Origin of the sequence: Dactylosporangium sp. NPDC049742, from assembly GCF_040674675.1 — a bacterium.
In the GTDB taxonomy this organism is placed as follows: domain Bacteria; phylum Actinomycetota; class Actinomycetes; order Mycobacteriales; family Micromonosporaceae; genus Dactylosporangium; species Dactylosporangium maewongense.
In genome coordinates this window covers 244,725-270,145 of record NZ_JBFANF010000007.1, presented here as the reverse complement: position 1 = coordinate 270,145, position 25,421 = coordinate 244,725, and the positions used below count along the sequence as shown (strand labels likewise).

Annotated in this window: 19 protein-coding genes and 1 riboswitch; of the genes, 10 read left to right on the top strand and 9 right to left on the bottom strand. The window is 71.9% G+C overall.

The genetic code is table 11. The annotated features are described in order from the left end of the window. Positions 1-21: 21 nt before the first annotated feature. The 8 genes from AB0J72_RS12805 to AB0J72_RS12770 form a co-directional block, all read right to left on the bottom strand. Complete coding sequence (locus AB0J72_RS12805; RefSeq protein WP_363398064.1) at positions 22-1,389, bottom strand: AAA family ATPase; 1,368 nt, start codon at positions 1,387-1,389, stop codon at positions 22-24. Then, positions 1,390-2,049 (bottom strand): maleylpyruvate isomerase family mycothiol-dependent enzyme, encoded by a 660-nt coding sequence (locus AB0J72_RS12800; protein ID WP_363398062.1) that lies wholly within the window; start codon positions 2,047-2,049, stop codon positions 1,390-1,392. It abuts the gene before it with no gap. Then, positions 2,046-2,627, bottom strand: a complete 582-nt coding sequence (locus tag AB0J72_RS12795; protein ID WP_363398060.1) for a TetR family transcriptional regulator — start codon at positions 2,625-2,627, stop codon at positions 2,046-2,048. Before AB0J72_RS12795 ends, AB0J72_RS12800 begins: the two co-directional genes overlap by 4 nt. Positions 2,628-2,671: 44 nt before the next feature. Then, positions 2,672-3,781: an enolase C-terminal domain-like protein gene (locus tag AB0J72_RS12790; RefSeq protein WP_363398058.1), complete on the bottom strand. Its 1,110-nt coding sequence runs from the start codon at positions 3,779-3,781 to the stop codon at positions 2,672-2,674. Continuing rightward, positions 3,778-6,795 carry an FAD-binding and (Fe-S)-binding domain-containing protein gene (locus tag AB0J72_RS12785; protein WP_363398090.1) on the bottom strand — a complete coding sequence of 1,006 codons (3,018 nt, stop codon included), beginning with the start codon at positions 6,793-6,795 and terminating at the stop codon, positions 3,778-3,780. Before AB0J72_RS12785 ends, AB0J72_RS12790 begins: the two co-directional genes overlap by 4 nt. A 5-nt stretch (positions 6,796-6,800) precedes the next feature. Beyond that, the gene (locus AB0J72_RS12780; protein WP_363398056.1) at positions 6,801-8,573 is read right to left on the bottom strand and encodes a thiamine pyrophosphate-dependent enzyme; all 1,773 of its coding nucleotides are present in this window, start codon (positions 8,571-8,573) and stop codon (positions 6,801-6,803) included. A gap of 294 nt (positions 8,574-8,867) precedes the next feature. After that, positions 8,868-9,863, bottom strand: coding sequence for a ribonucleotide-diphosphate reductase subunit beta (locus AB0J72_RS12775; protein WP_363398088.1), 996 nt, complete (start codon positions 9,861-9,863; stop codon positions 8,868-8,870). A 41-nt stretch (positions 9,864-9,904) separates the two neighbouring features. After that, complete coding sequence (locus AB0J72_RS12770) at positions 9,905-12,208, bottom strand: ribonucleoside-diphosphate reductase subunit alpha (RefSeq protein WP_363398086.1); 2,304 nt, start codon at positions 12,206-12,208, stop codon at positions 9,905-9,907. A 174-nt stretch (positions 12,209-12,382) separates the two neighbouring features. Further along, positions 12,383-12,600: riboswitch (cobalamin riboswitch) on the bottom strand. A 274-nt stretch (positions 12,601-12,874) separates the two neighbouring features. On the opposite strand from AB0J72_RS12770, the gene AB0J72_RS12765 reads away from it, so the two are divergent. The 4 genes from AB0J72_RS12765 to AB0J72_RS12750 all read left to right on the top strand — a co-directional run bounded on the left by AB0J72_RS12765 (position 12,875) and on the right by AB0J72_RS12750 (position 18,959). After that, entirely contained in the window at positions 12,875-15,616 is a 2,742-nt protein-coding gene (locus AB0J72_RS12765; protein WP_363398054.1) for a beta-L-arabinofuranosidase domain-containing protein, read from the top strand. 110 nt (positions 15,617-15,726) lie between these two features. Continuing rightward, positions 15,727-16,791, top strand: coding sequence for a DUF2855 family protein (locus tag AB0J72_RS12760; protein WP_363398053.1), 1,065 nt, complete (start codon positions 15,727-15,729; stop codon positions 16,789-16,791). 21 nt (positions 16,792-16,812) lie between these two features. Next, positions 16,813-17,187, top strand: a complete 375-nt coding sequence (locus AB0J72_RS12755; protein WP_363398051.1) for a DUF5655 domain-containing protein — start codon at positions 16,813-16,815, stop codon at positions 17,185-17,187. Positions 17,188-17,351: 164 nt separating this feature from the next. After that, positions 17,352-18,959: a cellulose binding domain-containing protein gene (locus tag AB0J72_RS12750; protein ID WP_363398049.1), complete on the top strand. Its 1,608-nt coding sequence runs from the start codon at positions 17,352-17,354 to the stop codon at positions 18,957-18,959. A gap of 36 nt (positions 18,960-18,995) precedes the next feature. Here AB0J72_RS12750 and AB0J72_RS12745 read toward each other — a convergent pair whose 3' ends face one another. Further along, the gene (locus AB0J72_RS12745; RefSeq protein WP_363398047.1) at positions 18,996-19,463 is read right to left on the bottom strand and encodes a class I SAM-dependent methyltransferase; all 468 of its coding nucleotides are present in this window, start codon (positions 19,461-19,463) and stop codon (positions 18,996-18,998) included. Between the two features lie 80 nt (positions 19,464-19,543). Between AB0J72_RS12745 and AB0J72_RS12740 the strand changes: the two genes are divergently transcribed. The 6 genes from AB0J72_RS12740 (at position 19,544) to AB0J72_RS12715 (ending at position 25,412) form a co-directional block, all read left to right on the top strand. Beyond that, positions 19,544-20,089 (top strand): helix-turn-helix domain-containing protein, encoded by a 546-nt coding sequence (locus tag AB0J72_RS12740; protein WP_363398045.1) that lies wholly within the window; start codon positions 19,544-19,546, stop codon positions 20,087-20,089. Between the two features lie 749 nt (positions 20,090-20,838). Then, positions 20,839-22,056, top strand: coding sequence for an ABC transporter substrate-binding protein (locus AB0J72_RS12735; RefSeq protein WP_363398043.1), 1,218 nt, complete (start codon positions 20,839-20,841; stop codon positions 22,054-22,056). 13 nt (positions 22,057-22,069) lie between these two features. After that, positions 22,070-22,945 carry a branched-chain amino acid ABC transporter permease gene (locus AB0J72_RS12730; protein WP_344499667.1) on the top strand — a complete coding sequence of 292 codons (876 nt, stop codon included), beginning with the start codon at positions 22,070-22,072 and terminating at the stop codon, positions 22,943-22,945. Continuing rightward, on the top strand, positions 22,942-23,892 hold the full coding sequence (locus tag AB0J72_RS12725; protein ID WP_360558836.1) for a branched-chain amino acid ABC transporter permease: 951 nt from the start codon (positions 22,942-22,944) through the stop codon (positions 23,890-23,892). Before AB0J72_RS12730 ends, AB0J72_RS12725 begins: the two co-directional genes overlap by 4 nt. Beyond that, positions 23,885-24,706 carry an ATP-binding cassette domain-containing protein gene (locus tag AB0J72_RS12720; protein WP_363398040.1) on the top strand — a complete coding sequence of 274 codons (822 nt, stop codon included), beginning with the start codon at positions 23,885-23,887 and terminating at the stop codon, positions 24,704-24,706. Before AB0J72_RS12725 ends, AB0J72_RS12720 begins: the two co-directional genes overlap by 8 nt. After that, complete coding sequence (locus AB0J72_RS12715; RefSeq protein WP_363398038.1) at positions 24,693-25,412, top strand: ATP-binding cassette domain-containing protein; 720 nt, start codon at positions 24,693-24,695, stop codon at positions 25,410-25,412. The genes AB0J72_RS12720 and AB0J72_RS12715 overlap by 14 nt, the downstream gene beginning before the upstream one ends. Positions 25,413-25,421: the final 9 nt, after the last annotated feature.

Sequence of the window (25,421 nt, the reverse complement as noted above, 5' to 3'; positions counted from 1 at the left end):
ATCCGTCGTCGCCGCCCGCGTCTATGCGCTGCAGCAATCTGCAAAGGCCGTGGTCTTTGGTTCGCAGCCTGGCCGGGTGGGCCGCACCGGCCAACGACTGGGCGGGACGCGGTCGGCGGCGCCGGCGGCGAGCCGGGCCCGCGCGGCGGCGAGCAGCAGCGCCGAGCGGTGCTTCGGGTCGGTGGTCAGCTCGGCGGCGCGCTCCAGGAACGCGGCCGCCGCGGCCCGCCCGCCGCGGGCGAGGGCCCGGTCGGCGGACCGCTCCAGCTCCAGGGCGACGTCCTCGTCGGGGCCGGTCGCGGCGTGCGCGCGGTGCCAGGCGTGCCGGTCGGGGTCGAGGCCGGGGTCGGTGCCGGCGGCGAGGGCGGCGTGCACGTCGCGGAGCGTCGCCGGGCCCGCGGCGCGCCAGGCGGCGGAGCGCACGAGCGGGTGGCGGAACCGTACCAGCGCACCGAACTCGACCAGGCCGGCCTGCTCCGCGGCGGCGGCCGCGTCCATGCCGACGCCGAGCCGTCCGGCGGCGCGCCACAGCAGGGCCGGGTCGCCGACCGGCTCGACGGCCGCGGCGGCCAGCAGGGTGCGGGTGTCGGCGGGCAGGGCGGCGACGCGCCGCTGGAAGTCCTCCTCGACCTGCCCGGCGACGGGCGCGCCGCCCGGTCCGCCGAAGCCGAAGGCGAGCTCGGCCGCGGTCCGCTCCCGGGGCAGCTCCAGCAGGGCCAGGGGGTTGCCGCGGGTCTCGGCGACGATGCGGTCCCGCACGCGGTCGTCGACGGGGCCCGGCAGTACCGAATCCAGCAACGCCCGCGCGTCGGCCTCCGGCAGCCCGTCGACGCGCAGCTCGGGCAGGTCCGCCAGGATCCGGTCGCCGCCGGGCGTGCGGGCGGCGAAGACGAGCGCCACCGACTCGGCGTCGAGCCGCCGGGCCACGAACGTGAGGATGACCTCGGACATCCGGTCGAGCCACTGCGCGTCGTCGACCACGCACACCAGGGGCCGCTCCGCGGCGGCCTCGGCGAGCAGGCCGAGGACGGCGAGCCCGACGAGCAGCGCCTCCGGCGGGTCGCCGGCGGTGAGCCCGAACGCGGTGCCGAGCGCGCGCCGCTGTGGCTCGGGCAGCGCGTCGAGGTGGCCGAGCAGCGGGGCGAGGAGCTGCTGGAGCGCCGAGTAGGCGATCTCGGTCTCCGGTTCGACCCCGGCGGCCCTGGCGACCGTCACCGCGGTGGCGTCGCCGGCGACCTGGTCGAGCAGCGCGGTCTTCCCGGCGCCGGCCTCGCCGCGCAGGACGAGGACCCGGCTGTGGCCGGCGCGCACGTCACGGATCAGCCGGTCGAGCGCCTCCCGCTCGTCGCGCCGGCCCCGCAGCTCGGGCCGGGTGATCTTCGCTCGCACCTACCCATTGTGCCGTGCGCCGGCGCTGAGGCGGCCTGTGAGCTGCGCCGCGCCGGCGCCGCTGAGCTGCGGCAGGGCGGTGAGGCGGCCGCAGGCGAGCAGGAGCAGCGCGGCCATCGGGGCGCGGACCTCGGGGCCTTCGCCGTGCGTCCAGGCGGTGTCGGTGGCGACGAGCCGGAAGCCGGTGAGCCGCTTCGCCGACGGCGGTGGCGGTGGCAGCTTCATGGTCAGCGTGCGGGTGGTCGCGACGGCCGCGGCCTCCGCCGGGGTGTGCAGGTCGCGGCCGAGCGGGACGGCGATGTCCTGGCCGTGCACGAGGATGTCGGTGAGCGTCTCCACGTGGGTGACGCCGAAGTTGTGTCTGCGGGCGTCCGGTGTACCGCGGACCCCGGCGACGATCTGCCCGGTGCTGAGCGCGGCGGCGCGCCGGTGCGCGGCGTGCTGGATCGTCCGGTCCAGGCTGCCGCGCCAGCGCAGCAGCATGCCGAGCGCGCCGCCGAACCCGACGTCCTGCAGGGTCAGGTGCGCGGCGACGTCACGCACGGTCCAGCCCTCGCACAGCGACGGCCGGCGCCACTCCTCGTCGGACAGGGTCTCCAGCAGCGCCGCGACGGCGCCGCGCTGGGCGTGGATGACGGGCCAGATCTGGTCGCGGTTCATGGTGCCGGTACCTCCGCTGTGCGGGGACGGATGACGGTGGTGACGAGCGCGGTGATCTGCTCGACCGGGTCGAACGCCGGGTCCGGCATGGCGAGCTGGTGCAGGATGAGCCCCGTCCAGTGGTTCATGATCAGCGGCGCGTCGTGCGGCGGGTCGGTGGAGCCGGCGGTCCGCAGCCAGTTCATGAACCAGGCGTTGACGCGGGCGCCGCCGGCGGCGAGGGTGGCGCGCAGCTCCGGCTGGTTGGCGGCCTCGACGAGGATCGCGTAGCGGGCGAGGGTGAGGGTGCGCTGCGGGCCGGTCGCCAGCTGCGCGAACGCGCTGAGGGCCCGGGCGAGCTCGTGCGGCGTGGTCGGCGCCAGCCGGGTCGCGAGGTCCTCCCAGTTGGCGCGCTCGCGGTCGACGAAGCGCTCCACGACCGCGTCCAGCAGCGCGCCGCGGGTGCGGAAGTGGTTGGAGGTCGAGCCGGGCGGCAGCCCCGCGGTGGCGTCGACGGTGCGGTGGGTCAGTGCGTGGATGCCGCGCTCACCCAGCACGGTGATCGCGGCGTCGAGCAGGTCGTCCCGCCGGTTCGCCATGCACCGATACTACGATGGTAGTGACAACAACTGCAATCGTAGTGTCAGCCGATCCGGTACTGCTGCGCGCGGTCCTGGTCGAGGGTCAGGCCGTGCCCGGGGGCGGACAGGTTCGGCGCCAGGGTGCCGCCGGGGTCCGGCGCGGCGGCACCGTCGAAGAGCATCGACTCGATGCGCACGTGGTCGTGGAACCATTCCAGGTGGCGCAGGTTGGGGGTGGCGGCGGCGACGTCGCGGTGCAGGTGCGGCGCGCAGTGCCCGGAGACCTGCAGGCCGTGGGCGGCGGCGACGGCGGCGACGTTGCGCCACTCGGTGATCCCGCCGCAGCGGGTGAGGTCGGCCTGGACGCAGTCGACCGCCCCGGCGCCGATCATGCGGGCGAAGTAGGGCAGGTCGTAGCCGTACTCGCCGGCCGCCACGTCGGGGACCACCGCGTCGCGGACCTGCCGCAGCCCGTCGAGGTCGTCGGAGGAGACCGGCTCCTCGAACCAGGCGATGTCGTGCTCGGCGGCGGCCCGGGCGACGCGGATCGCCTGCTTGCGCTGGTAGCCGCCGTTGGCGTCGACGTAGAGCTCCGCCTGCGGGCCGATGACCTGGCGGGCGAGCCGGATCCGGGCGAGGTCCCGCTCGACGTGGCCGCCCCACGACTCGCCGATCTTCATCTTGACCCGCGGGATGCCCTGATCGTGGACCCAGCCGCCGAACTGGTCCGTGAGCCGCCGGTCGTCGTACGTGGTGAACCCGCCGCTGCCGTAGATCGGCACCGCGGTCCGCACGACGCCGAGCAGGCGGGCCAGGGGCAGGTCCAGCAGCCGGGCCTTGAGGTCCCACAGGGCGATGTCGACGGCGGAGATGGCGGTGGCGGCGACCCCGGGCCGGCCGATGTTGCGCACGGCCCGGTGCATCGCCTCGTAGGCGGCGGCCACGTCGAGGGCGCAGCGCCCGGTGACCACCGGGGCGAGGGTCTGCTCGACGAGCTGCCGGGCGGCCGGCGCGGTGTAGCTGGCGCCGAGCCCGGTCTGCCCGCCCGCGGTCACGGTGACGGTGACCATCGTGGTGCTGTCCCAGGCGATGGTGCCGTCGGCCTCCGGGGCGTCGGTGGGGATCCGGTACACCGCCGCGGCGACCCGCTCGACGGGCGCCTCGGCGGTCACGACCGCACCGCTCTCGCCTCCGGCCGCACCGACAGCGCGCGTTCGGGCCGCTCGCCCGCCGGCACGCCGCGCAGCGCGGCGTTGACGACCTCGGCGAGGTGCAGCGCGTGCCGGCCCGTGCCCGCCTCCTCGATCTGGGTGCGGCAGGAGAAGCCGTCCGCGAGGATGATCGTGCCGGGCGCGGCCGCCCGGACCGCCGGCAGGAGGACCTGCTCGCCGACGGCGAGGGAGACGTCCCGATGGTCCGGGGTCATGCCGAAATCCCCGGCCAGCCCGCAGCAGCCGGACGCCAGCTGCTCGACGTCCAGGCCGACCCGGCGCTGCAGTTCCGCGTCGGCGTCGTGGCCGAGCACGGCGTGGTGGTGGCAGTGCGTCTGGCTGATCGCGTGCGGCCGGCCGCCGTGGTCGCCGCGCAGCTCGGGCAGCGCGATGTCGTGGTCGGTGACGAGCAGCTCGGCGAGCGTCCGCGTCTGCTTGCGCAACCGCAGCGCGTCCTGGTCGTGGCCGAGCAGCTCCAGCGCGTCGCCGCGGAACACCGCCGTGCAGGAGGGTTCCAGCCCGACGACCGGGACACCCGCCCGCAGCCACGGCGCCAGCGCGTCGATGGTGCGCCGCAGCACCCGGCGGGCGACCCCGAGCTGCCCGGTGGAGATCCAGGTGAGCCCGCAGCAGACCGGCCCGCGGGGCAGCGCGACCCGGAAGCCGGCCGCCTCCAGCGCGCCGACCGCCGACGCGGCGATGCCCGGCGACAGGTACGTGGTGAAGGTGTCCGGCCACAGCAGCACGGTGCCGCGCTCGCCGGTGCCGCCCGGCGTCCGGTTGCGCATCCACCGCTGGAAGCCGGCCCCGGCGAAGCGGGGCAGGTCGCGGCGCGGGTCGATGCCGCCGAGCCGTTTGACCGCGGCACCGACCCCGGGCGCGTGCGTGACGGCGTTGACCAGGTCGGGGGCCAGGGCCGCCAGCCGGGCCGCCACCGGCAGCCAGCCCAGCGAGTAGTGGGACCGGGGGCGGATCCGCCCGGCGTGGTGATGGGCGAGGAACTCGGCCTTGTAGGTGGCCATGTCGACGTGCATGGGGCAGTCGCGCTTGCAGCCCTTGCAGGCCAGGCACAGGTCGAGGGCGTCGGCCACGGACCGCTCCCGCCAGCCGCCGGTGATCGTCTCGCCGCGCACCATCTCGAACAGCAGCCGCGCCCGGCCCCGGGTGGAGTGCTCCTCGTCGCCGGTGACCTGGTAGCTGGGGCACATCACGCCCTGGTCCGGCTCCGGCCGGCGGCACGCGCCGACCCCGGCGCAGCGCAGCGCGGCGCGGGCGAAGCTGCCGCTGTCCTCCGTGTACCGGAAGTAGGTCGCCGGCTCGGCGGGGGCGTAACCGGCGCCGAGGCGCAGCTGGCCGTCGAGGGGGTTGGCGTGCACGACCTTGCCGGGGTTCATCCGGTTGTCCGGGTCGAAGATCGCCTTGAACTCCTCGAAGGCCTGGACGACGTCCGGTCCGTACATCTTGGTCAGCAGCTCGCCGCGGGCCTGCCCGTCGCCGTGCTCGCCGGAGTAGGACCCGCCGTGGTGTGAGACGAGGTCGGCGGCCTGCTCCACGAAGGTGCGGAAGTCGGCCACACCGCCCGCGGTGACCAGGTCGAACGGGATCGACGTGTGCAGGCAGCCGTCGCCGAAGTGGCCGTAGAGGCTGGCCGCGTCGTAGCCGTGGCGGTGCAGCAGCCGCTGGAAGTCGCGCAGGTAGTCGCCGAGGCGCTCCGGCGGCACGGCGGAGTCCTCCCAGCCGGGCCAGGTGTCGGGCCCGCCGGGGGTGCGGGCGGTGGCGCCGAGGCCGCCTTCGCGGACGGCCCACAGCTGCGCCTGGTGCTCCGGGTCGTCGAAGACCTTGCCCTCGTCGTGGCCCAGTTCGTCGAGCATCCGGTGGACGCGGTCCTTCGCCTCCCCGACGGTGTCGGCGCCGATGTCGACCATCAGCCAGGCGGCCCCGCGGCCGGTGTGGTTGGTCGGCTCGGGCAGGAGCTTCAGCGCCTCGGGGCGCATGTGCTCCTCGCCCTCGTAGCGGATCAGCTTGTCGTCGAGCCCTTCCAGGGCCGTCGGGGCGTACCGGTTGATGGTGGGCACCGCGTCGGCGGCGGCGGCGATGTCGGGGAAGGCCATCAGCACCAGGACGTGCTTCGGCGGCTCGGGCAGCAGCCGCAGCTGCGCGCGCAGCACCGTCACGCAGGTCGACTCGGTGCCGACCAGCGCCTGGGCGAGGTTCATGCCGTGCTCGGGCAGCAGCGCCGGCAGGTTGTAGCCGGAGATGCGCCGCGGCAGCGCCGGGAACGCGCGGATCTGCCCGGCGTACCGGTCGCGCAGGTCACGCACCGCACGGTAGATCTCGGCGCGGCGGCCGCCGGCGGCGAGGATCCGCCGGTACTCCTCGTCGGAGGTCTCGCCGACCCACATCCGCTCGCCGTCGTAGGTGAGGATCTCCAGCCGCTCGACGTTGGCGGCGGTAGTGCCGCTCCACTGGGCGGTGGAGCCGCACGAGTTGTTGCCGATCATCCCGCCGATCGTGCAGTGGTCGTGCGTGGCGGGCTTCGGCCCGAAGACCAGCCCGCCGTGCTGCCGGGTGGCGGCGTTGAGCTGGTCGAGGACGAGGCCCGGCTGCACCACGGCCCGCCGGTGCTGCCCGTCGATGGACTCGATCGCGTCGAGGTGCTTGGAGAAGTCCATGACCACGGCGACGTTGCAGCACTCGCCGGCCAGGCTGGTGCCGCCGCCGCGGGACAGCAGCGGCGCGCCGAACTCGCGGCAGGTGGCCACGGTGGCGACCACGTCGTCGAGGGTGCGCGGCACCACCACACCGATCGGGACCTGCCGGTAGTTGGAGGCGTCGGTGGCGTAGAGGGCGCGGGTGCCGTCGTCGAAGCGCACGCCGCCGTGGATGCGCTGCCGCAGCGCGGCGGCCAGGCCCTGGGCGTCGACGTCGGCGCCGCCGGCGGGCCGGGCGGTGCGGACCCGGGGCGCCGGCAGCAGTGTGGTCACCGGTCCGCCTTCAGCTGCTGGATCTTGTCCTTGAACAGGGTGGTGGCGATCGACGCCTTGTGCGGCTGGCCGTGCAGGAAGGCCTGGGCGAACTTCTTCGCCTGCTCGTAGCTGACCTTGCCGGGCATCGGCGGCTCGTTCGGGTCGACGGTCACGTCGACCAGGGCCGGGCCGCGGTGGGTGAACGCCTCGACCAGCGCGGCGCGCAGGTCGCCGGCCTTCTCGACGCGGGCGCCGAAGCCGCCGCAGGCGTGCGCCCAGGCGGAGAAGTCCGGCTTCGGGTCGCCGAAGCGGACCCCGTGCTCGGGGTAGCCGAGCACCATCTGCTCCCACAGGATCTGGCCCAGCGCGTTGTTGTTGTTGATCACCACCTTGATCGGCAGGTCGTAGCGGCAGGCGGTGTTGAACTCGGCCATGAGCATCGCGAAGCCGCCGTCGCCCTGGTAGGCGATCACCTGCCGGCCGGGGAAGGCGTGCTGGATGGCGATCGAGTAGGGCAGGCCGGGTGCCATCGTGGCGAGGTTGCCCGACAGGTAGAACTCCCGCCCGCCGCGGATGCGCCAGTGCCGCGCCGCCCAGGTGGCGATCGTGCCGGAGTCGCAGCACAGTACCGCGTCCTCGTTCGCCAGCTCGTCCAGGCAGGACGCGAGGTACTGCGGGGCGATCGGGTCCCGTTCGCCGCTCTCCAGGGCGTGCATCTTCTCGTTCCAGTCGCGCATCTGCGCCTGGTACCGCTGCAGGTGCGACCGGTCGGTGCGGCGGGTCAGCCGGGGGATGAGGGCGTGCAGGGTCGCTTCGACGTCGCCGATGAGCGGCACGTCGGTCGGCAGGCGCATGCCGGCCCGGGTCTCCTCGATCTCGACCTGGACGACCTTGACCTTGCCCGCCTCCGGCAGGTGCTTGGTGTACGGGAAGTTGGTGCCCAGCATGACGAGGGTGTCGATGTCGTCGATCAGCTCCTCGCTGGGGGCGGTGCCCAGCAGCCCGATGCCGCCGGTGGTGTAGGGCGAGTCGTCGGGGATCACCATCTTGCCGGACAGGGTCTTGATCACCGGGGCGGCGATCGTGTCGGCCAGCCGCTCCACCAGCGCGCCCGCGCCGCGCGCGCCGACACCGACCAGGATCGCCGCCTTCGCCGAGCCGTTGATCACCTCGGCGGCGCGGGCGACGTCCTCGTCGCGCGGCCGCACCGAGCCGGTCAGGTACACCGGCGCCGTGGCCGGCGGCTTGGCGGGTGCCACGTGCTGGTACGGGTCGGCGTCGGCCGGCGCCACCTGGATGTCGTTGGGGACGCACAGGTGCGCGACCCCGCGCCGGGCGTACGCGTGCCGGATCGCCACGTCCACCAGCGCGGGCAGCTGCTGCGGGTTGACGACCAGCTGGTTGTAGACGCTGACGTCCTCGTACAGCCGGGTCAGGTCGACCTCCTGCTGGTATCCGGTGCCGAGCACCGAGGTCTCCTGCATCCCGGTGATCGCCAGCACCGGCGCGTGGTCGAGCTTCGCGTCGTACAGCCCGTTGGCCAGATGGATGCCGCCGGGCCCGGACGTGGCCAGGCACACCCCGATGCGTCCGGTGGCCTTCGCGTGGGCGGTGGCCATGAACGCGGCCGCCTCCTCGTGGTGCGTCAGGACGAAGCGCACCCGGTCGGCGTTGCGCCGCAGCCCTTCCATGATCCCGTTGATGCCGTCGCCAGGGATGCCGAACACCGTGTCGACGCCCCAGTCGGCCAGCCGGGAGATCAGTACCTCGGAGGTGATGGTTTCCATGTGCCGTTTGGTCCTTTCCGGTGATGGGCCGATCCGCCCCACCGCAGAGCCGGACCGTCGCGTGGCATGACCCAGCGACCGGCGCGGTGCAGTGTCACCCACCCGGCCGGGCGTCACCTCGCCGAGCGGGTCACCGGCGCCCACCGGCGCGAGGCCGACCGGGTCCTGGGCGCCATGCCCGCCCACAGCCGACCGAAACTTCTGCCCACCCAGCTCGGCCAGGCCCCCGGACGGCGGGCCGGTGCCGCCACCGGGCACGGGCCCGGTGGACGGCCACGACGCCGGCGCGGGTGCTCAGAAGTCGTCGTCGAAGGAGACGCTGCCGGTGACGCCGACCTGGTACGCCGAGACCCGCCGTTCGAAGAAGTTCGACAGCTCCTGGACGTCCTGGAGCTCCATGAACGCGAACGGGTTGCGGCTGCCGTAGAGCGGCTCGACGCCCAGCAGCGCCAGCCTGCGGTCGGCGACGTGCTGCAGGTACTCGCGCATGTCGGTCAGGGACAGGCCGGAGATGCCCTGCTCGAGCAGGTCGGCGGCGAACTGGACCTCGCACTCGACGGCCTCGGCGACCATGGCCCGGATCTGCCCGGCCATCTCGTCGTCGAACAGGTCCGGTTCCTCGGACCGGACGGTGTCGACGACGTCGAACGCGAAGGCCATGTGCATCGACTCGTCGCGGAAGACCCAGTTGGTGCCCGAGGCGAGGCCGTGCAGCAGCCCGCGGGAGCGCAGGTGGTACACGTAGGCGAAGGCGCCGTAGAAGAACAACCCTTCGATGCAGGCGGCGAAGCAGATGAGGTTGAGCAGGAACGCCCGCCGGTCGTCGCGGGTCTTCAGCTCGTGCAGGTCGCCGAGGGAGTCGATCCAGCGGAAGCAGAACTCGGCCTTCCGCGCGATCGACGGGATGTTCTCCACGGCGGCGAACGCCGCGGTCCGTTCGGCGTCGTCGGTGACGTAGGTGTCCAGGAGGTTCAGGTAGAACTGGACGTGGACGGCCTCCTCGAACAGCTGCCGGGACAGGTAGAGGCGCCCTTCCGGGCTGTTGATGTGCTGGTACAGGTTGAGGACCAGGTTGTTGGCGACGATCGTGTCGCCGGTGGCGAAGAACGCGACCAGCCGGGACACGAGGTGCCGCTCGGCGGGGGAGAGCTTGGACAGGTCGGCGAGGTCGCTGTGCAGGTCGACCTCCTCGACGGTCCAGGTGTTCTTGATGGCGTCCTTGAACCGGTCGAAGAACTGCGGGTACCGCATCGGCCGCAGTGTGAGGTCCATGCCGGGGTCGAGCAGCATCGGCCGGATGTCGGCGCCGAGACGGGGTTCGGGGATGGTGGTCACTGGCAGGCCTCGCACGACTCGGGGTTTTCCAGGGAGCAGGCGACGGCCTCGGCGGGCGGCGCGACGAGGGAGACAGTGGCCTGCTGGATCCGGGTCGCCGGCCGGGACCGCAGGTAGTAGGTGGTCTTCAGCCCGCTCTTCCAGGCGTGCAGGTACATCGAGGACAGCTTGCCGATCGTCGGTGCGGCCAGGAACAGGTTCAGCGACTGGGACTGGTCGATGTACGGCGCGCGGGCCGCGGCGAGGTCGATGAGGGCCCGCTGGGGCAGCTCCCACGCGGTGCGGAACAGCGAGCGCACGTCCTCGGGCAGGCCGTCGACCGCCTGCACGGACCCTTCGGCCCGCTTGATCTGCTCGCGGACCGCGGCCGTCCACAACCCGCGGGCCTTGAGCTCCCGGACCAGGTAGGTGTTGACCTGCAGGAACTCGCCGGACATGGTTTCGCGTTTGAACAGGTTGGACACCTGCGGCTCGATGCACTCGTAGCAGCCGGCGATCGAGGCGATCGTCGCCGTCGGCGCGATCGCGACGAGCAGCGAGTTGCGCAGTCCGTGCGCCGCGATCCGGGCCCGCAGCGCCGCCCACCGCCCGGGCTGTGCGGGGGTGGCGCCCCACAGGTCCGGGTGCAGCTCGCCGCGCGCCGCGCGGGTCTCGGCGAACGCCGGGTGCGGGCCGGACCGCTCCGCCAGCTCGGCGGACGTCTCGGCGGCGGTCAGGAGGATCTCCTCCTGGACCCGGGTGGACAGGTCCCGCGCCGCCTCCGAGTCGAACGGCAGCCGGAGCGTGAAGAACGCGTCCTGCAGGCCCATCAGGCCGAGGCCGACCGGCCGCCAGCGCGGGTTCGACGCGGCGGCCTGCGCCGCCGGGTAGTAGTTGATGTCGATGACCCGGTCGAGGAACACGACGGCGGTTCGGACGGTGTCGCGCAGCCGCTGCCAGTCGACGCCGTCGGCGGTGACGTGCGCGCCGAGGTTGATCGAGCCGAGGTTGCACACGGCGGTCTCGTCGTCGCTGTTGACCTCGAGGATCTCGGTGCACAGGTTCGACAGGTGGATGGTGTTGCCGGGCGAACCGGTCTGGTTCGACAGCGCGTTGGAGCGGTCCTTGAACGTCATCCACCCGTTGCCGGTCTGGGCGAGGGTGCGCATCATCCGGGCGTACAGGTCACGGGCCTTGACCGTCCTGACCGCCCGCTGCTCGGCGGCGCGGTAGGCGTCGTCGAACGCCGCGCCGTGCAGGTCGGGCAGCTCCGGCGCGTCGGACGGGTCGATGAGCGACCAGTCGGCGTCGGCCTCGACCCGGCGCATGAACTCGTCCGGGATCCAGTTGGCCAGGTTCAGGTTGTGCGTGCGCCGGGACTCCTCGCCGGTGTTGTCCCGCAGCTCCAGGAACTCCTCGATGTCCGGGTGCCACGGCTCCAGGTACACGCACGCGGCGCCCTTGCGCCGGCCGCCCTGGTTCACCGCCGCGACCCCGGCGTCGAGGGTCTTCAGGAAGGGCACGATCCCGTTGGACCTGCCGTTGGTGCCGCGGATGAGCGCGCCCCGGCCGCGGACCCGCGTCCAGGAGATGCCGATGCCGCCGGAGAACTTCGACAGCTTCGCGACCTGGTGGTAGCGCTCGTAGATCGAGTCGAGCTCGTCGCGGGGCGAGTCGACCAGGAAGCAGGAGGACATCTGGGTGTGCCGGGTGCCGGAGTTGAACAGCGTCGGCGAGCTCGGCAGGTACGCCAGGGACGACATGAGCCGGTAGAAGCCGACGGCCTCGGACGGCGTCCGCGACAGCCCGCAGGCCACGCGCAGCAGCCAGTACTGCGGCGTCTCCACGACGAGGCGGCTGGTCGGGTGGCGCAGCAGGTACCGGTCGGCGACCGTCCGCAGCCCGAAGTACTCGAACCGCAGGTCACCGTCCGGGTCGACGGCGTCGTCGAGCTCGCGGGCGTGGCGGGCCACGAACGCCGCCGTCTCGTCGCCGATCAGCCCCAGGCCGTGGGCGTGGCGGATCGACTGGCTGAAGCCGGCCACGCCCTGCCCGCGGACCTCCTTGCCGACGTACGCGGCGAGCAGCCGCGCCGCGAGCCTCGAATACTGCGGTTCCTCGCCGATGAGCTCGGCGGCGGTCTGGATCGACAGCTTGTCCAGCTCCGCGGTGGTGGCGCCGTCGTACAGGCCGCTGATCGTCCTGGTCGCCACCCGCAGCGGGTCGACCTCGTCGAGGCCGCCGACCCACCGTTCGACCGCCTTGACGATCTTGCCGACGTCGACCGGCTCCAGGTCGCCGTCGCGGTTGCGGACCCGCATCGCATGCCGGCGTGGCTCCGCCGTCGTGACCGTCACTGGCTCTCTCCTCGCGAGCTCGTTCCAGTGGATCCGAGGTCGCGGGGACGCCGAACGGCGCGCACGGCGGGTCGCCCGGCCGTGAACCGTTCATGGTGGCGTCGGCCGTCCCGCGCGGCCTCGAAGCCGCCACGCACAGGGTGTGCGTGGCGCGCTGGCAGGTCTTCGGACTCGCGGGCGTGACCACGGATGGTCGCCTACTGGCCGTCACTTCCCAGGCCGGATGGCCCAGTGTGCTCGACGGCGGTCGTTCCCACTCACCGCTGCGGGGCAGTCCCGGACTCGCACCGGGTTCCCTCTTGCCTCGACCCGGCCCCGCTGGGGGACCGGCTCGAACCAGCTGCGTCGAGCACCATATCTAGGGTCGCCGGGAATTGCACACACCACATGTCGGTGCGGCGTGTTGTGATCTTCACATTCCGCGGGCGGCCGTCCCGTGACAGCCGTGCCGACGTGTCGCGGGACCGGCCCGAGCCCTTGAAGGTTGCCGATTCCTCTGGCAGTCTCGTCATGCCGCCGCGATGTTAGCGCTCACTTCACTCGTCACCCCCGTAGTGCGGGCGCGTCGCGCAGGCATGTTAACGCTCACAGAGCCACCGCCGCCGTCACGGTTCGAAAGGATCACACCCCATGCCCCACCCCAGCGTCAGCCGCCGCCGGCTGCTGCAGACCACCGGCGCCGTCGCCGCCGCCTCGGCGGCCGCGCCCCTGCTCGGCGCCCCGACCGCCGCGGGCGCCGCCCTCGCCCCGGCACGCGCCGACATCGGCGTCTCGGCCTACGCGTTCGACCTCGGGCAGGTGCGGCTGAGCACCGGCCGCTTCCTGGACAACCAGAACCGGACCCTGGCCTACCTGCGCTTCGTCGACGTCAACCGGCTCGTCTACAACTTCCGGGCCAACCACCGGCTGTCCACCGCCGGCGCCGCCGCGACCGGCGGCTGGGACGCGCCGAACTTCCCGTTCCGCACCCACATGCAGGGCCACCTGCTGACCGCCTGGGCCCAGGCCTACGCCGTGCTCGGCGACACCACCTGCCGCGACAAGGCCAACGCCATGGTCGCCGCGATGGCCGCCTGCCAGGCCAACAACGCCGCCGCCGGCTTCAACACCGGCTACCTGTCCGGCTTCCCGGAGTCCGACTTCACCGCCCTGGAAGCCGGCAACCTGAGCAACGGCAACGTTCCCTGGTACTGCATCCACAAGACCCTCGCCGGCCTGCTCGACGTGTGGCGCCTGATCGGCTCGACCCAGGCCCGGGACGTGCTGCTCGCCCTCGCCGGCTGGGTCGACTGGCGCACGGGCCGGTTGTCCGCCTCGCAGATGCAGACCACGCTGGGCGTCGAGTTCGGCGGCATGAACGCGGTCCTCGCCGACCTGTACCAGCAGACCGGCGACGCGCGCTGGCTCACCGCCGCGCAACGCTTCGACCACAACGCCGTCTTCAACCCCCTGGCCTCGAACACCGACGCGCTCAACGGGCTGCACGCCAACACCCAGGTGCCGAAGTGGATCGGCGCCGCCCGCGAGTACAAGGCGACCGGCACCACCCGCTACCGGGACATCGCCGTCAACGCCTGGAACATCGCGGTCAACGCCCACACGTACGTCATCGGCGGCAACAGCCAGGCCGAACACTTCCGCGGCCCGAACGCGATCGCGGGCTTCCTCACCAACGACACGGCCGAGCAGTGCAACACGTACAACATGCTGAAACTGACGAAGGAGCTCTGGCTGCTGGACCCGAACAACGCCGGCTACTTCGACTTCTACGAGCGGGCGCTGCTCAACCACCTCATCGGCGCCCAGAACCCCGCCGACAGCCACGGCCACGTCACCTACTTCACCCCGCTGCGGGCCGGCGGCCGGCGCGGCGTCGGCCCGGCGTGGGGCGGCGGCACGTGGAGCACCGACTACGACAGCTTCTGGTGCTGCCAGGGCACCGGCGTCGAGACGAACACGAAGCTGATGGAGTCCATCTACTTCTACAACGGCACCACGCTGACGGTGAACCTGTTCGCGCCGTCGGTGCTCACCTGGAGCCAGCGCGGGATCACGGTCACGCAGACGACCAGCTACCCGGTCAGCGACACAACCACGCTGCAGGTCACCGGCAGCGTCGGCGGGTCGTGGACGATGCGGATCCGCATCCCCTCGTGGACGTCCGGCGCCACCGTCAGCGTCAACGGCACCGTGCAGAACATCGCCACGGCCCCCGGCACCTACGCGGCGCTGACCCGGTCATGGACCTCCGGCGACACCGTCACCGTCCGCCTGCCGATGGCCGTGGCGGTCCGCCCCGCCAACGACAACGCCAACGTCGTCGCCGTCACCTACGGCCCGGTCGTGCTCGCCGGCAACTACGGCAACACCACGCTGTCCGCGCTGCCGGCGCTGAACACCTCGTCGATCACGCGGACCAGCACGAGCTCGCTCGCGTTCACCGCGACCGCGAACGGCACCAACGTCGGCCTCGGCGCCTTCCAGGACGCCCACGGCTTCAACTACACCGTCTACTGGAGCGCCAACGGCGCCTCCACCAGCTCGCCGGACCACCGTCTGGTGAACGCCGCCAGCGGGCTGGTCCTCGGCATCCAGAACATGTCCACCGCCGACGGCGGCCTGGCGCTGCAGTGGACCGACAACGGCACCGCCGACCACAACTGGGAGGTCGTCGTCGACGGCAGCGCCGTTCGGCTGCGCAACATCAACAGCGGCAAAGTCCTCGGCATCCAGAACATGTCGACCACCGCCGGCGCCGTCGCGCTGCAGTGGACCGACAACGGCACCGCCGACCACCGCTGGACCGTCGTGGACAACGGCGACGGCGGCCACAAGCTCCGCAACGTCAACAGTGGCCTGGTGCTGGGCATCTCCGGCAACTCGACGGCCAACGGCGGGCAGGCGGTGCAGTCCGCCGACGACGGCTCGGCGGACAACCTGTGGCGCTTCCTGCCCAACGGCGCCCGCCGCATCCAGAACCTCGGCAGCGGCCTCGTCCTCGGCGTCACCAACATGTCCACGGCCAGCGGCGCCCTCGTCCTGCAGTGGGGCGACACCGGCACCGCCGACCACCTGTGGACCGCCGTCGTCGACACCGGCGGCTACATCCGTCTCCGCAACGCCAACAGCGGCCTCGTCCTCGGCGTCGAGAACGCGGGCACCGCCAACGGCGCCAGAGCCGTCCAACTCGCCGACACCTCGTCCTCCGATCGGCGTTGGCGGCTGCGGTACGGCGCGAACGGCTACTTCCGCATCCAGGCCGCGAACGGCGGACGGGTCCTCGGCGTCAACGGCGCCTCCACCGCCCAGGGCGCCCAGGTCCTCATCTGGGACGACAACGGCACCAACGACCACCTCTGGCGCTTCGTGTAGTGGGGTTCGCCTCACCGCGTCCGATGTCGCGGGCGACCGGGGCGGCGGGATGGCACATGTCACCCGGCGCCCCGTTGCCCGATGCCGCGGCGGTTCGTACCGTGGCGGCCATGACCGCCTGGACCCTTGCCGTCGCCCGTGACGACCTCGCCCGGACCGTGCTCGCCGAAGGGCCGGTGCCGGGCCTGGCCGGCGGTGAGGCGCTGCTGCGGGTCGACCGGGTCGGCATGACGGCCAACAACGTCACCTACGCCGTGCTCGGCGAGTCGATGCGCTACTGGGAGTTCTTCCCGCACCGCGACCCCGACAGCGGCCTGGGTCTGGGACTGGTGCCGCTGTGGGGTTTCGCGGAGGTGGCGGCGTCGACGGCACCGGGTGTCGAGGCCGGACAGCGCGTGTACGGCTACCTGCCACCCGCCAGCCACCTCGTCGTGCGGCCGGTGCGGATCGACGGGACCGGGTTCCGCGACGGTGCCGGGCACCGGGCCGGGCTGCCGTCGCCGTACAACGCATACCGGCTGACCACGGGCGACCCCGTGTACCGCGCGGACCAGGAGGACCTGCTGGTGCTGTTCCGGCCGCTGTTCTTCACCTCGTTCATGCTCGCCGACCAGCTGCTGGACAACGACTGCCACGGCGCCGCCACCGTCCTGCTGTCCTCGGCGTCGAGCAAGACCGCCTACGCCGCCGCGTTCGAGCTGCGGGGCCGCGGCCCGCGCGTGATCGGGCTGACCTCGCCGGGCAACGTCGCCTTCACCGAGTCGCTCGGCTGTTACGACCAGGTCGTGCCCTACGACGACGTCGCCACGCTCGACGCGGTGCCCGCCGTCTACCTGGACCTGTCCGGCTCGCCCGCCACCCGGGCGGCGGTCCGCGCCCACTTCGGCGACCGGCTCGTCCGCGACGTGGCGGTCGGTCTCACCGCCCAGATCCCGAACGCCGACGCCGCCGGCCAGGTGTTCTTCGCCCCAGACCAGATGCGCAAGCGGACCGCCGACTGGGGCCGCGAGGGCCTCGACCGCCGCTTCGCCGAGGCGTGGCGCCGCTTCGCCGCGGCCGCCGCCGGCTGGGTCGACGTGGAGACCGGCGAGGGCCCGGAGGCGCTGCGCGCCGCCTGGCTCGACGTGCTCGCCGGCCGCGCCGCACCCCGCTCCGGCCGGATCGTCCGCCTCTGACCGGCGGCTAGGGTCGAGCCCATGGAGCGCGAGGACTGGACCGTGGAAGACCACCTGCGTGGCAAGCCGGCCGGCAGCGTGGCGCTGTACCACCGATTCGTCGAGCTGGTCGAGGCGTGCGGCCCGTTCACCTACGCGGTCGCCAAGACCACGATCACGTTCAAGGGCAGCAGGCGCGGGTTCGCCGGCGCCCGGCCCACCACACACGGGCTGGCCGGATACCTGGACCTGGAGCGGATGGTCGAGGATCCCCGGATCCTGCGCGCGTCGCCGTACACGAAGCGCCTGTTCGTGCACCAGTTCCGCGTCGGCGACCGCGGGCAGCTCGACGACGCGTTCGCCGGATGGGTCGCCGAGGCGTACGAGGTCGGCCAGGGCGGCCACCTCACTCGGTGAGTGCCCCGCGGTGGCAACTGAATCGGCTAAGTTCCATCCTTGACCGACGTTCGGTGGAGTCGTAACCTGACTTCGCTTAACCGGTTAGGTCGATCACGTTCAATGCTCGCGGCTCGGCGCCGGCCGCGGGACACCCCGCCCGATCGGCATCGAAGGAAACCCGCATGAGCAAATCCGCCCGCCGTCGATGGCCCGCCGCGCTGACCGCCGTCCTCCTGGTCCTGGTCGGCGCCGTCGTCACGCTGACCGGCGTCAACCAGGCCACCGCCGCCACCGCATTCGTCCAGCGGTGCGGCATCCGCTTCTGCCTCGGCGGCAAGAGCTTCTACTTCGCCGGGACCAACACCTACGACCTGTTCACCTACGGCTCCGGCTCCGGTGACACCGAGACCCAGTACATGGACAAGGCCAAGATCGACGCGCACCTGGCGAACCTGGCCGCCGACAAGGTGACCGTCCTGCGCCTGTGGATGTTCAGCATGGAGAGCTGGCACGGCTTCGAGACCGCCAAGGGCGTCTACAACGAGCAGCAGTTCGCCCTGTTCGACTACATCATCGAGTCGGCCCGGACCCACAACATCCGCCTCATCCCGGTCTTCGACAACTACTGGGAGGCGTACGGCGGGATCGACCGGCGCCTCCAGTGGGAAGGCCTGTCCGGCGGCCAGCCCGGCCGGGGGCAGTTCTTCAGCAAGTCGAAGTGCCCCGGCTGCTTCACCAGCTACAAGAACTACGTGTCCCACGCGCTGAACCGCACCAACCACTACAGCGGCGTCAAGTACAAGGACGACCCCACGATCATGGCGTGGGAGCTCATGAACGAGCCGCGGTATGAGAACCAGACCCCCAACGAGAACACCAGCGGCGCGACGCTGCGCGCCTGGGTCGACGAGATGGGCGCGTTCATCAAGGGCATCGACCCCAACCACCTGCTCGGCACCGGCCTGGAGGGTCACGAGACGAGGTACGGCTTCGGCGGCGACGAGGGCAACCCCTTCGTCTACATCCACCAGTCGCCGTACATCGACTTCACCTCCGCGCACCCGTACCCGACGGAGTCCTGGGCGAACCTCGGCATCGAGCAGACGAAGACCCTGGTCCGCGCCTGGATCAACGACTCGCACAACCTGGTCGGCAAGCCCTTCTTCATGGGCGAGTTCAACGTGCACAACGTCGACCGGACCGCCTGGTTCACCGCCCTGTACAGCGACTTCGAGGCCGCCGGCGGTGACGGCAGCGCGTTCTGGTGGTACTCGGCCACCAGCGTCGACGGCAAGTTCGGCGTGATGAAGGGCGCCCCGGAGCTCGCCCCCTTCCGCACCCACTCCACCAACATGATCACGAAGAGCGGCGGCGTCGTGCCCAGCGTGTCGCTCTCCGCCAGTCCCTCGCGTCCGCCTTCCGCGTCGCCTTCGGTCTCCGTCTCGCCCTCAGCCTCGCTGCCGTCCGGCCCCTGTAGCGTCCACTATGGACTGTCCGACTGGGGCAGCACGTTCAACGGCGACGTGACGATCCGCAACACCGGCACCGCCCCGATCACCGGCTGGGCCCTGCGGTGGACGTTCCCGGGCAACCAGGTCGTGACGAACATGTGGAACGCCGTGCCCACCCAGGCCGGCAACCAGGTGACCGCCAGAAACCCGGCCGACTACAACGTCACCATCCCCGCCGGCGGCAGCCTGAACTTCGGCTTCAGCGCCACCTCGGTCCCCGGCACCAACGGCATCCCGTCCACCTTCACCCTCAACGGCGCCACCTGCACCAAGGTCTGACGAGGTGGGGGCCGGTCCGCCGGCCCCCACTCCCGCTCACCGTTTCCGGATCAGCGTCACCCCGTCCCGTACGGGCAGCATCACGGACTCGACCCGCTCGTCGCGCAGCACCGTCTCGTTGAGCTCGCGCATCGCGACGTGCGCCGGCCGCCGGGTCGCCGGGTCGCCGGGGTCGACCACCCGCCCGCCGAGCAGGACGTTGTCCAGGACCAGCAGCCCACCGGCCCGCAGCCGCGGCACGAGCGCCTCGTAGTACTGCGGGTACCCCGTCTTGTCCGCGTCGATGAACCCGAAGTCGATCACCGGCTCGTCGGGCAGCGCCGCGAGGGTCTCGGCGGCCGGCGCGATCCGCAGGTCGATGCGGTCCTCGACGCCCGCCCGTTCCCAGTACTTGCGAGCGAGCGCGGTCCACTCCTCGGACACGTCGCACGCCAGCAGCCGCCCGCCCGGCCGAAGCCCCCGGGCGATGCAGATGGCCGAGTACCCGGTGATCAAATAGGTCACCACCTAAGCGTCGAATATCCTCGACACTTCCGCAAGCCCTGCGGCTTGAAAAAGTGACGAGAACCTTAGACAGTTAACGGGTGCGAGAGGACCTGGTGCTGAGCGACCCCGAGCAGTTCAAGGCGCTCGGCCACCCCCTGCGGCACCGGCTCCTGCTCGCCCTCCGGCAACGCCCGGCCACCTTCGCCCAGCTCGCCACCGCCCTCGACGCGACCAAGGGCACCGTCGGCTACCACATCAAGATCCTCGAACAGGCCGGCCTGGTCCGCGCGACCGCGACCCGCCGCGTCCGGGGCGGCACCGAGCAGTACTACGAACCCACCAGCCAGCGCCTCCGCATTGCCCCGGACGCCCCCGTCGGCGGCGACTTCCTCGTCAAGGCCGCCCTGTCCGAGATGCTCCCCGCCGACGAGACCGCCGCCGACATCACGATCCTGCGCCACGTCCGCCTCACCCCCGCCCAGGCCCGCAGCGTCGCCGAGAGCTTGGAGCGGTTCGCCAGCAGCGACCACCTCCCCACCGACACCCCCACCGGCCAGCCCTACGGCATGCTGCTCAGCCTCTACCGCGCCGACATCCCCTCCCTCCCCGTCGAGCCCTCCGCGCCGGCGCACACAGAGCAGTAGCGACGGCCGTCGCCGCCTGTACCGCCCACCGCCGCCGCTCGGCGCGATGCGCCCATGCCGCGAAACCAGCGGCGACAGCTGCGGGTCGCTGCCGACGACCAGCGCGATGCGCACTGGTCGTACACCAATGACGGCGGGCGCGGCGTCTGCGGTCGGTGCCATGCGGACTGGTTGTGAAAGCCGGCGACGGTGCGGAAGCACCGAATGATGCCCTCGACGACGCTGGACCATGCGCGGCCGGCGGCAGGGGACCATCACCGCAACCATGGCGCGGAGTGCAACCACGAGTGCCGAGCGGCTGCGGGCGCTGACCTGGATGGGCTTCACCGTGCTCAACCTGAAGCCGTCCGGACCCGGCCGGGACGAACAGGTCGAGCGCCTCGCCCGCGAGGTCCTACCGGCCGTCTGGCCAGCACCGCTCCGGCCGTCGTGGTCGTCACGGCGCCGCCTCGCGATATCTTCAGTGACTGCCTCGTCGACGCTCTGGCCGTGCAGCCGGCGCGACCGGTCGCTTACCAGCGCCGCGGGACGTCCCGCGGCGCTGTTGTGCTGCGGTTCGTCGCGGATTTTGACGGTTCTGTTACGTCCGTGCGTCCGTGGTGTTCTTGACACGCTGGGCGCCCGTGGCCAAGATGTAAAAACCAAGCGCTTGTTAGGTTTATGGACATGAGGCCAAACGGCCGGCGGTGTTCGCCGCGATCACTCCTCCTGAGGCTGACGATTCGTATAATTCCGTGACAGGGGTACAAATGGGCGTTTCATTGACGAGCCGCATCGTCAGCTGTCTCGCGCTGGCGGCGCTCACCGTCGCCGGCTGCGGTAACAAGGCGGGGAACGAAAAGCCGAGCAACGGCACCGCGTCCGGCGCTCCGATCATCATCGGTCTGGACGAGGACAGCACCGGCTCCGGCGCCTCCTACAGCACCATCGCCGGCAAGACGATCCGGCTGGCGATCCAGGACGTCAACGACAAGGGCGGCGTGCTGGGCCGCCCGCTGCAGCTGGTCGTCGAGAACGACGAGTCCGACCCGACCAAGGTGCCGGCCGTGCTGCAGAAGCTCGCCGGCCAGGGCGCCAAGGCACTGTTCCTGCAGAGCGGCAGCGCCGCCATCCTCCAGGCGAAGTCGACGCTCACGGCGCTCGGCCTGCCCGCCATCGCACCCACCGGTGTCACCGCCACACTGGTCGCACCGCCGGACAACGAGCTGATCTACATGCTCGCCAACACCACCACGGACTGGGCACAGGTGTACTGCGGCGCCTTCAAGGCCGCGAACATCACGAAGATCGGCGTCCTCACCGACGATACGACCACGATCGCCGCGCTCGACAAGGCGCTGCTGCCGGCGCTGTCCTGCGTGCAGATCGTGGCCACCGAGAAGGGCGCGGCCAACGCCTCCGACCTGTCAGCGCAGGTGGCCCGGCTCAAGAACGCCAACCCTGACGCGGTCCTGGTGACCAGCGTCGGCGGCGCGTTCGAGGTGCTCGCCCAGAACACCCTGGGCAGCCAGATGAAAGGCACGAAGCGCTTCTCGCTCGCGTCCATCGGCAACCAGCCCGCCTCCTGGAAGCTGGCCGCCCCGGGCGCCCTGGAGGGCCTCATCTTCATGGGCTCCATCAACACGGCGAACCCGCGCACCCAGGCGCTCGTGACCCTGCTGAAGGACAAGTACGGCAAGGACTACGACATCACCGCATACGACGCCCAGGCATGGGACTCGGTACACGTGCTCAAGCTGGCGATCGAGAAGGCCGGCGGGGTCGACGACTCGAAGAAGCTCAACGAGGCGATCCAGAGCGTCAAGGGCTACCCGGCCACCTTCGGCCAGGCGAACTTCACGCTGTCATTCGGCGCCGACAAGCACCTGGGCGCGGACGGGCCGTGCGGGCTGTCGCTCATCGAGTTCGGCGCGGACAACAAGCCCAAGGGCCCGTGGGCCACTTTCCAGCCGCCGTGCGTCAAGTAGTGAGGTAACAGGTATGGGCCAGCTGCAGCTGTGGTTGTCCGCCCTCGAGATGGGGTGTTTCTTCGGCCTGCTCGCGCTGGCCTACTACCTGGTCCTGGTCGGCGCCGGGTTCTTCAACTTCGCGATCGGGCCGTACGCGATGGTCGGCGGGCTGTGCACGTCGTACCTGGTGCTCTACGAGGACATGAACGTGTGGGCCGCGGCGGCGGTGGCGATCACCGCCGCCGCGGCGCTCGCCGTCGTCACCGAACTGGTCGTGGTCAGGCCGGTGCAGCGCCGCTCCGGCGGCGGCGAACTGCCCGCCCTGGTCGCCGTCGCGGCGGTGCTGTTCGCGATCCAGCAGCTCGGCGGGTACCTGTTCGGCTACACCACGTTGCCGGGGCAGAACCTCCTCACGTTCGACCCGGTGACGGTCGGCGACACGGTCGTGCAGCCGAGCGCCCTGGTGCTGCTCGCCTTCACCGTCGTCGCGTTCGCGGGTCTCGCGGTGTGGATCCGTAGCACCCGCACCGGCCGGCTGCTACGCGCGGTCGGTGACAGCACCCACGCCGCCGGACTCCTCGGCCTCCCCGTCAACCGGGTGCGGCTCATCGCGTTCCTGCTGTCGGGTCTGCTCGCCGGGATCACCGGGCTGCTGTTCGCACCGAAGGCGGGCGTCAGCTCACTGTCGGGGCTCAGCTGGGCGCTGTCGGGCTTCCTCGCGATGGTGGTCGGCGGCACCGGCTCGGTCTGGGCGCCGCTCGTCGGCGGGCTGCTGCTCGGCGCCGTCGAGGTCTTCGTCCCCTACTACTTCGGCGGCCAGTCCCACGTGTACGGGCTGCTGATCGTCGCCCTGTTGTTCTTCGCCCTCAAACCGAGCGGCCTGTTCGTGCGGAGGGTACGAGCATGAAGCGCTTCCCCGGCTCCTTCGGCCTGCTGGGCGGCGTCGTGGGCGCGGTGCTGATCCTGCTCTGGGTCGGCGCGGACGGCTACAAGCAGACGCTGGTCACCACGACCGCCACCTACGCGCTGATCGCACTCGGCATGTACGTGCCGTACCTGATGGCGGGATCACTGTCGATGGCCTACGGCGCGTACGCCGGCATCGGCGGCTACGCGGTCGGCCTGATCTCGACGAAGAGCGGCCTGCCGCTCATCCTCGCCTGGGTCGCCGGGCCGATCGTCGCGGCGGCCGTCGCCGTGCTGCTCGGGCTCGCCACCCGGCGGCTGTCCGGCTTCTTCCTCGCCGCGGTGACGCTGCTGTTCGGGATGGCGTTCACCGCCTGGCTGGTGGACGCCGAAGGTATCTCCGGCGGCTCGGGGGGCCTCGGCAGCCTCCGCAAGCTCGACATCCTCGGCTGGCAGCCCAGCCACTACCAGGTCGTCGTCGGCTGCACCGTCGTCGTGTGCGTCATCGCGTTCCTGCTCGACCGGCTGCGGATGTCGCCGTGGGGTGTGATCGTGCGGACCATGCGCGACGCGCCCCGCGCGGTGGAGGCGGCCGGGGTGCGGGTGCCGGTGATGAACCTCGTGTCCCTGGCCATCGGCGCCGCGATCGCGGCCGTCGGCGGCGGCCTGTTCACCTACTCGGCCGGCAGCGTCACCCCGGACACGTTCACCCTCAACCTGGTGTTCCTGGCCATCTTCATGCCGCTCATCGGCGGCGCGGCCACCCCCTGGGGCGCCGTCCTCGGCGCCGTCATCGCCGTCGAGCTCACCCTGAACTTCCCCGCCGTGGAGACCAGCGGCACGCTGATCCTCGCGCTCGGGGTCCTCGTCATCCTGCTCGTCGCGCCGCAGGGCGTCATCGGATACGCGAGCAGGCTCACCAAGCTTGTGGGGGGACGCCGTGGCTGAGACGCTCCTCGTCGGATCCGGCCTGACCAAACGCTACGGCGGGGTCACCGCCCTGCAGGACGTGTCGTTCTCCCTCACCGCCGGTGAGGTCCTCGGCCTCGTCGGGCCCAACGGGGCCGGCAAGACGACCCTGGTCGACCTCATCTCCGGCGCGCAGCCGGCCACCGAGGGATTGTTGACGCTGCGCGGGCAGCGCCTGGCCGGTCCCGCGTCCCGGCGCGCCAAGGCCGGGCTGGCCCGCACCTTCCAGTATCCGCAGCTCGCCCTCGAGCTCACCGTCGCGGAGAACCTGCTGCTCGGCCGGGCCGCCCGGCGGCACGGCACCGTCTGGCAGATGATCGCCGGGTCGTTCAGCGGGGCGTTCCGCCCGTACCCGCCGGCCGACCTCGCCGCCGTCGCCGCGCTCGCCGAGGAGCTCGGCATCGACCGGCTCGACCGGCCCGCCGGCGACCTGTCCCTCGGCGAGCAGCGCCTCGTCGAGGTCGGCCGCGCGCTCGGCCAGGACCCCCTGGTGCTGCTGCTCGACGAGCCGTTCGCCGGCTCGGACGCGGCCGGCGTCACCGGCATCTCCGAGGTGGTGCGCACCGTGCAGCGGCGCGGCCACGCGGTGATCCTCGTCGACCACAACGTCGACCTCGTCGCGGGCCTCGTCGACCGGATCATGCTGCTGGACCGCGGCCAGTCGGTGTTCGACGGCTCGCCCCGGGAATGCCTCGACAGCCCGCAGATGCAGCAGGTGTACTTCGGGGTCACCGACCCCGCCCCGGCCGCTGCCCCAGATGACGCCGAGGAGGTTCCGCATGTCGTCTCATGAGCTGCGTCTCGAAGGGCTGACCGTCCGTTACGGGCATGCCAGCGCGGTCGCCGGTGTGGACATCGTCGCGCCCGGCGGCGTGATCACCGCCCTGGTCGGGCCGAACGGCGCCGGCAAGAGCAGCGCCCTGCTCGCCGCGTACGGCTCGGTCGCGGCGACCGGCCGGGTGTTCCTGGACGGTGAGGACGTCAGCCGGCTCAAACCGGCTGCCCGGGCCCGCGCCGGGATCGCCGTGGTGCCGCAGGGCCGCCAGCTGTTTCCGAAGCTCAACGTCGCGGACAACCTGCAGGTCATGGCGGAGCTGCTGCGCCTGCCGCGTAGTGCGGTGCAGACCGCGATCGACCGCTTCCCCATCCTGCGGACCCGGATGAAGAGCCTCGTCGGCGTGCTGTCCGGCGGTGAGCAGCAGATGCTCGTCGTGTCCCGGGCGCTGATGGGCTCGCCGCGGGTGCTGCTGCTCGACGAGATGATGACCGGGCTCGCCCCGCTCGTCGTGCAGGAGCTGCTGCGCACCGTCACCCAGCTCGCCGGCGAAGGCGTCGCGGTGCTCATGGCGGAGCCCGCCCTCGGCGCGGTCCGCGGCGCCGTCGACCGCGGCTACGTGCTGGTCCGTGGTGAGGTGGTCGCGACCCGCGAGGACGGCGGCGCGGCCCTCGACAGCGAGTACCGCACCCGGATGGGTGTGCTGAAGACCGCCGCGCACTGACCCAGCCGC

What these genes read in the sequence shown, in the direction of transcription:
- AB0J72_RS12775 (WP_363398088.1), bottom strand. Translation starts at nt 9,863, where the DNA reads ATGCTGCTCGACCCCGGCATGGACCTCACACTGCGGCCGATGCGGTAC.
- AB0J72_RS12770 (WP_363398086.1), bottom strand. Translation starts at nt 12,208, where the DNA reads ATGCGGGTCCGCAACCGCGACGGCGACCTGGAGCCGGTCGACGTCGGC.
- AB0J72_RS12755 (WP_363398051.1), top strand. Translation starts at nt 16,813, where the DNA reads ATGGAGCGCGAGGACTGGACCGTGGAAGACCACCTGCGTGGCAAGCCG.
- AB0J72_RS12760 (WP_363398053.1), top strand. Translation starts at nt 15,727, where the DNA reads ATGACCGCCTGGACCCTTGCCGTCGCCCGTGACGACCTCGCCCGGACC.
- AB0J72_RS12750 (WP_363398049.1), top strand. Translation starts at nt 17,352, where the DNA reads ATGAGCAAATCCGCCCGCCGTCGATGGCCCGCCGCGCTGACCGCCGTC.
- AB0J72_RS12735 (WP_363398043.1), top strand. Translation starts at nt 20,839, where the DNA reads ATGGGCGTTTCATTGACGAGCCGCATCGTCAGCTGTCTCGCGCTGGCG.
- AB0J72_RS12780 (WP_363398056.1), bottom strand. Translation starts at nt 8,573, where the DNA reads ATGGAAACCATCACCTCCGAGGTACTGATCTCCCGGCTGGCCGACTGG.
- AB0J72_RS12795 (WP_363398060.1), bottom strand. Translation starts at nt 2,627, where the DNA reads ATGGCGAACCGGCGGGACGACCTGCTCGACGCCGCGATCACCGTGCTG.
- AB0J72_RS12715 (WP_363398038.1), top strand. Translation starts at nt 24,693, where the DNA reads ATGTCGTCTCATGAGCTGCGTCTCGAAGGGCTGACCGTCCGTTACGGG.
- AB0J72_RS12725 (WP_360558836.1), top strand. Translation starts at nt 22,942, where the DNA reads ATGAAGCGCTTCCCCGGCTCCTTCGGCCTGCTGGGCGGCGTCGTGGGC.
- AB0J72_RS12730 (WP_344499667.1), top strand. Translation starts at nt 22,070, where the DNA reads ATGGGCCAGCTGCAGCTGTGGTTGTCCGCCCTCGAGATGGGGTGTTTC.
- AB0J72_RS12765 (WP_363398054.1), top strand. Translation starts at nt 12,875, where the DNA reads ATGCCCCACCCCAGCGTCAGCCGCCGCCGGCTGCTGCAGACCACCGGC.
- AB0J72_RS12800 (WP_363398062.1), bottom strand. Translation starts at nt 2,049, where the DNA reads ATGAACCGCGACCAGATCTGGCCCGTCATCCACGCCCAGCGCGGCGCC.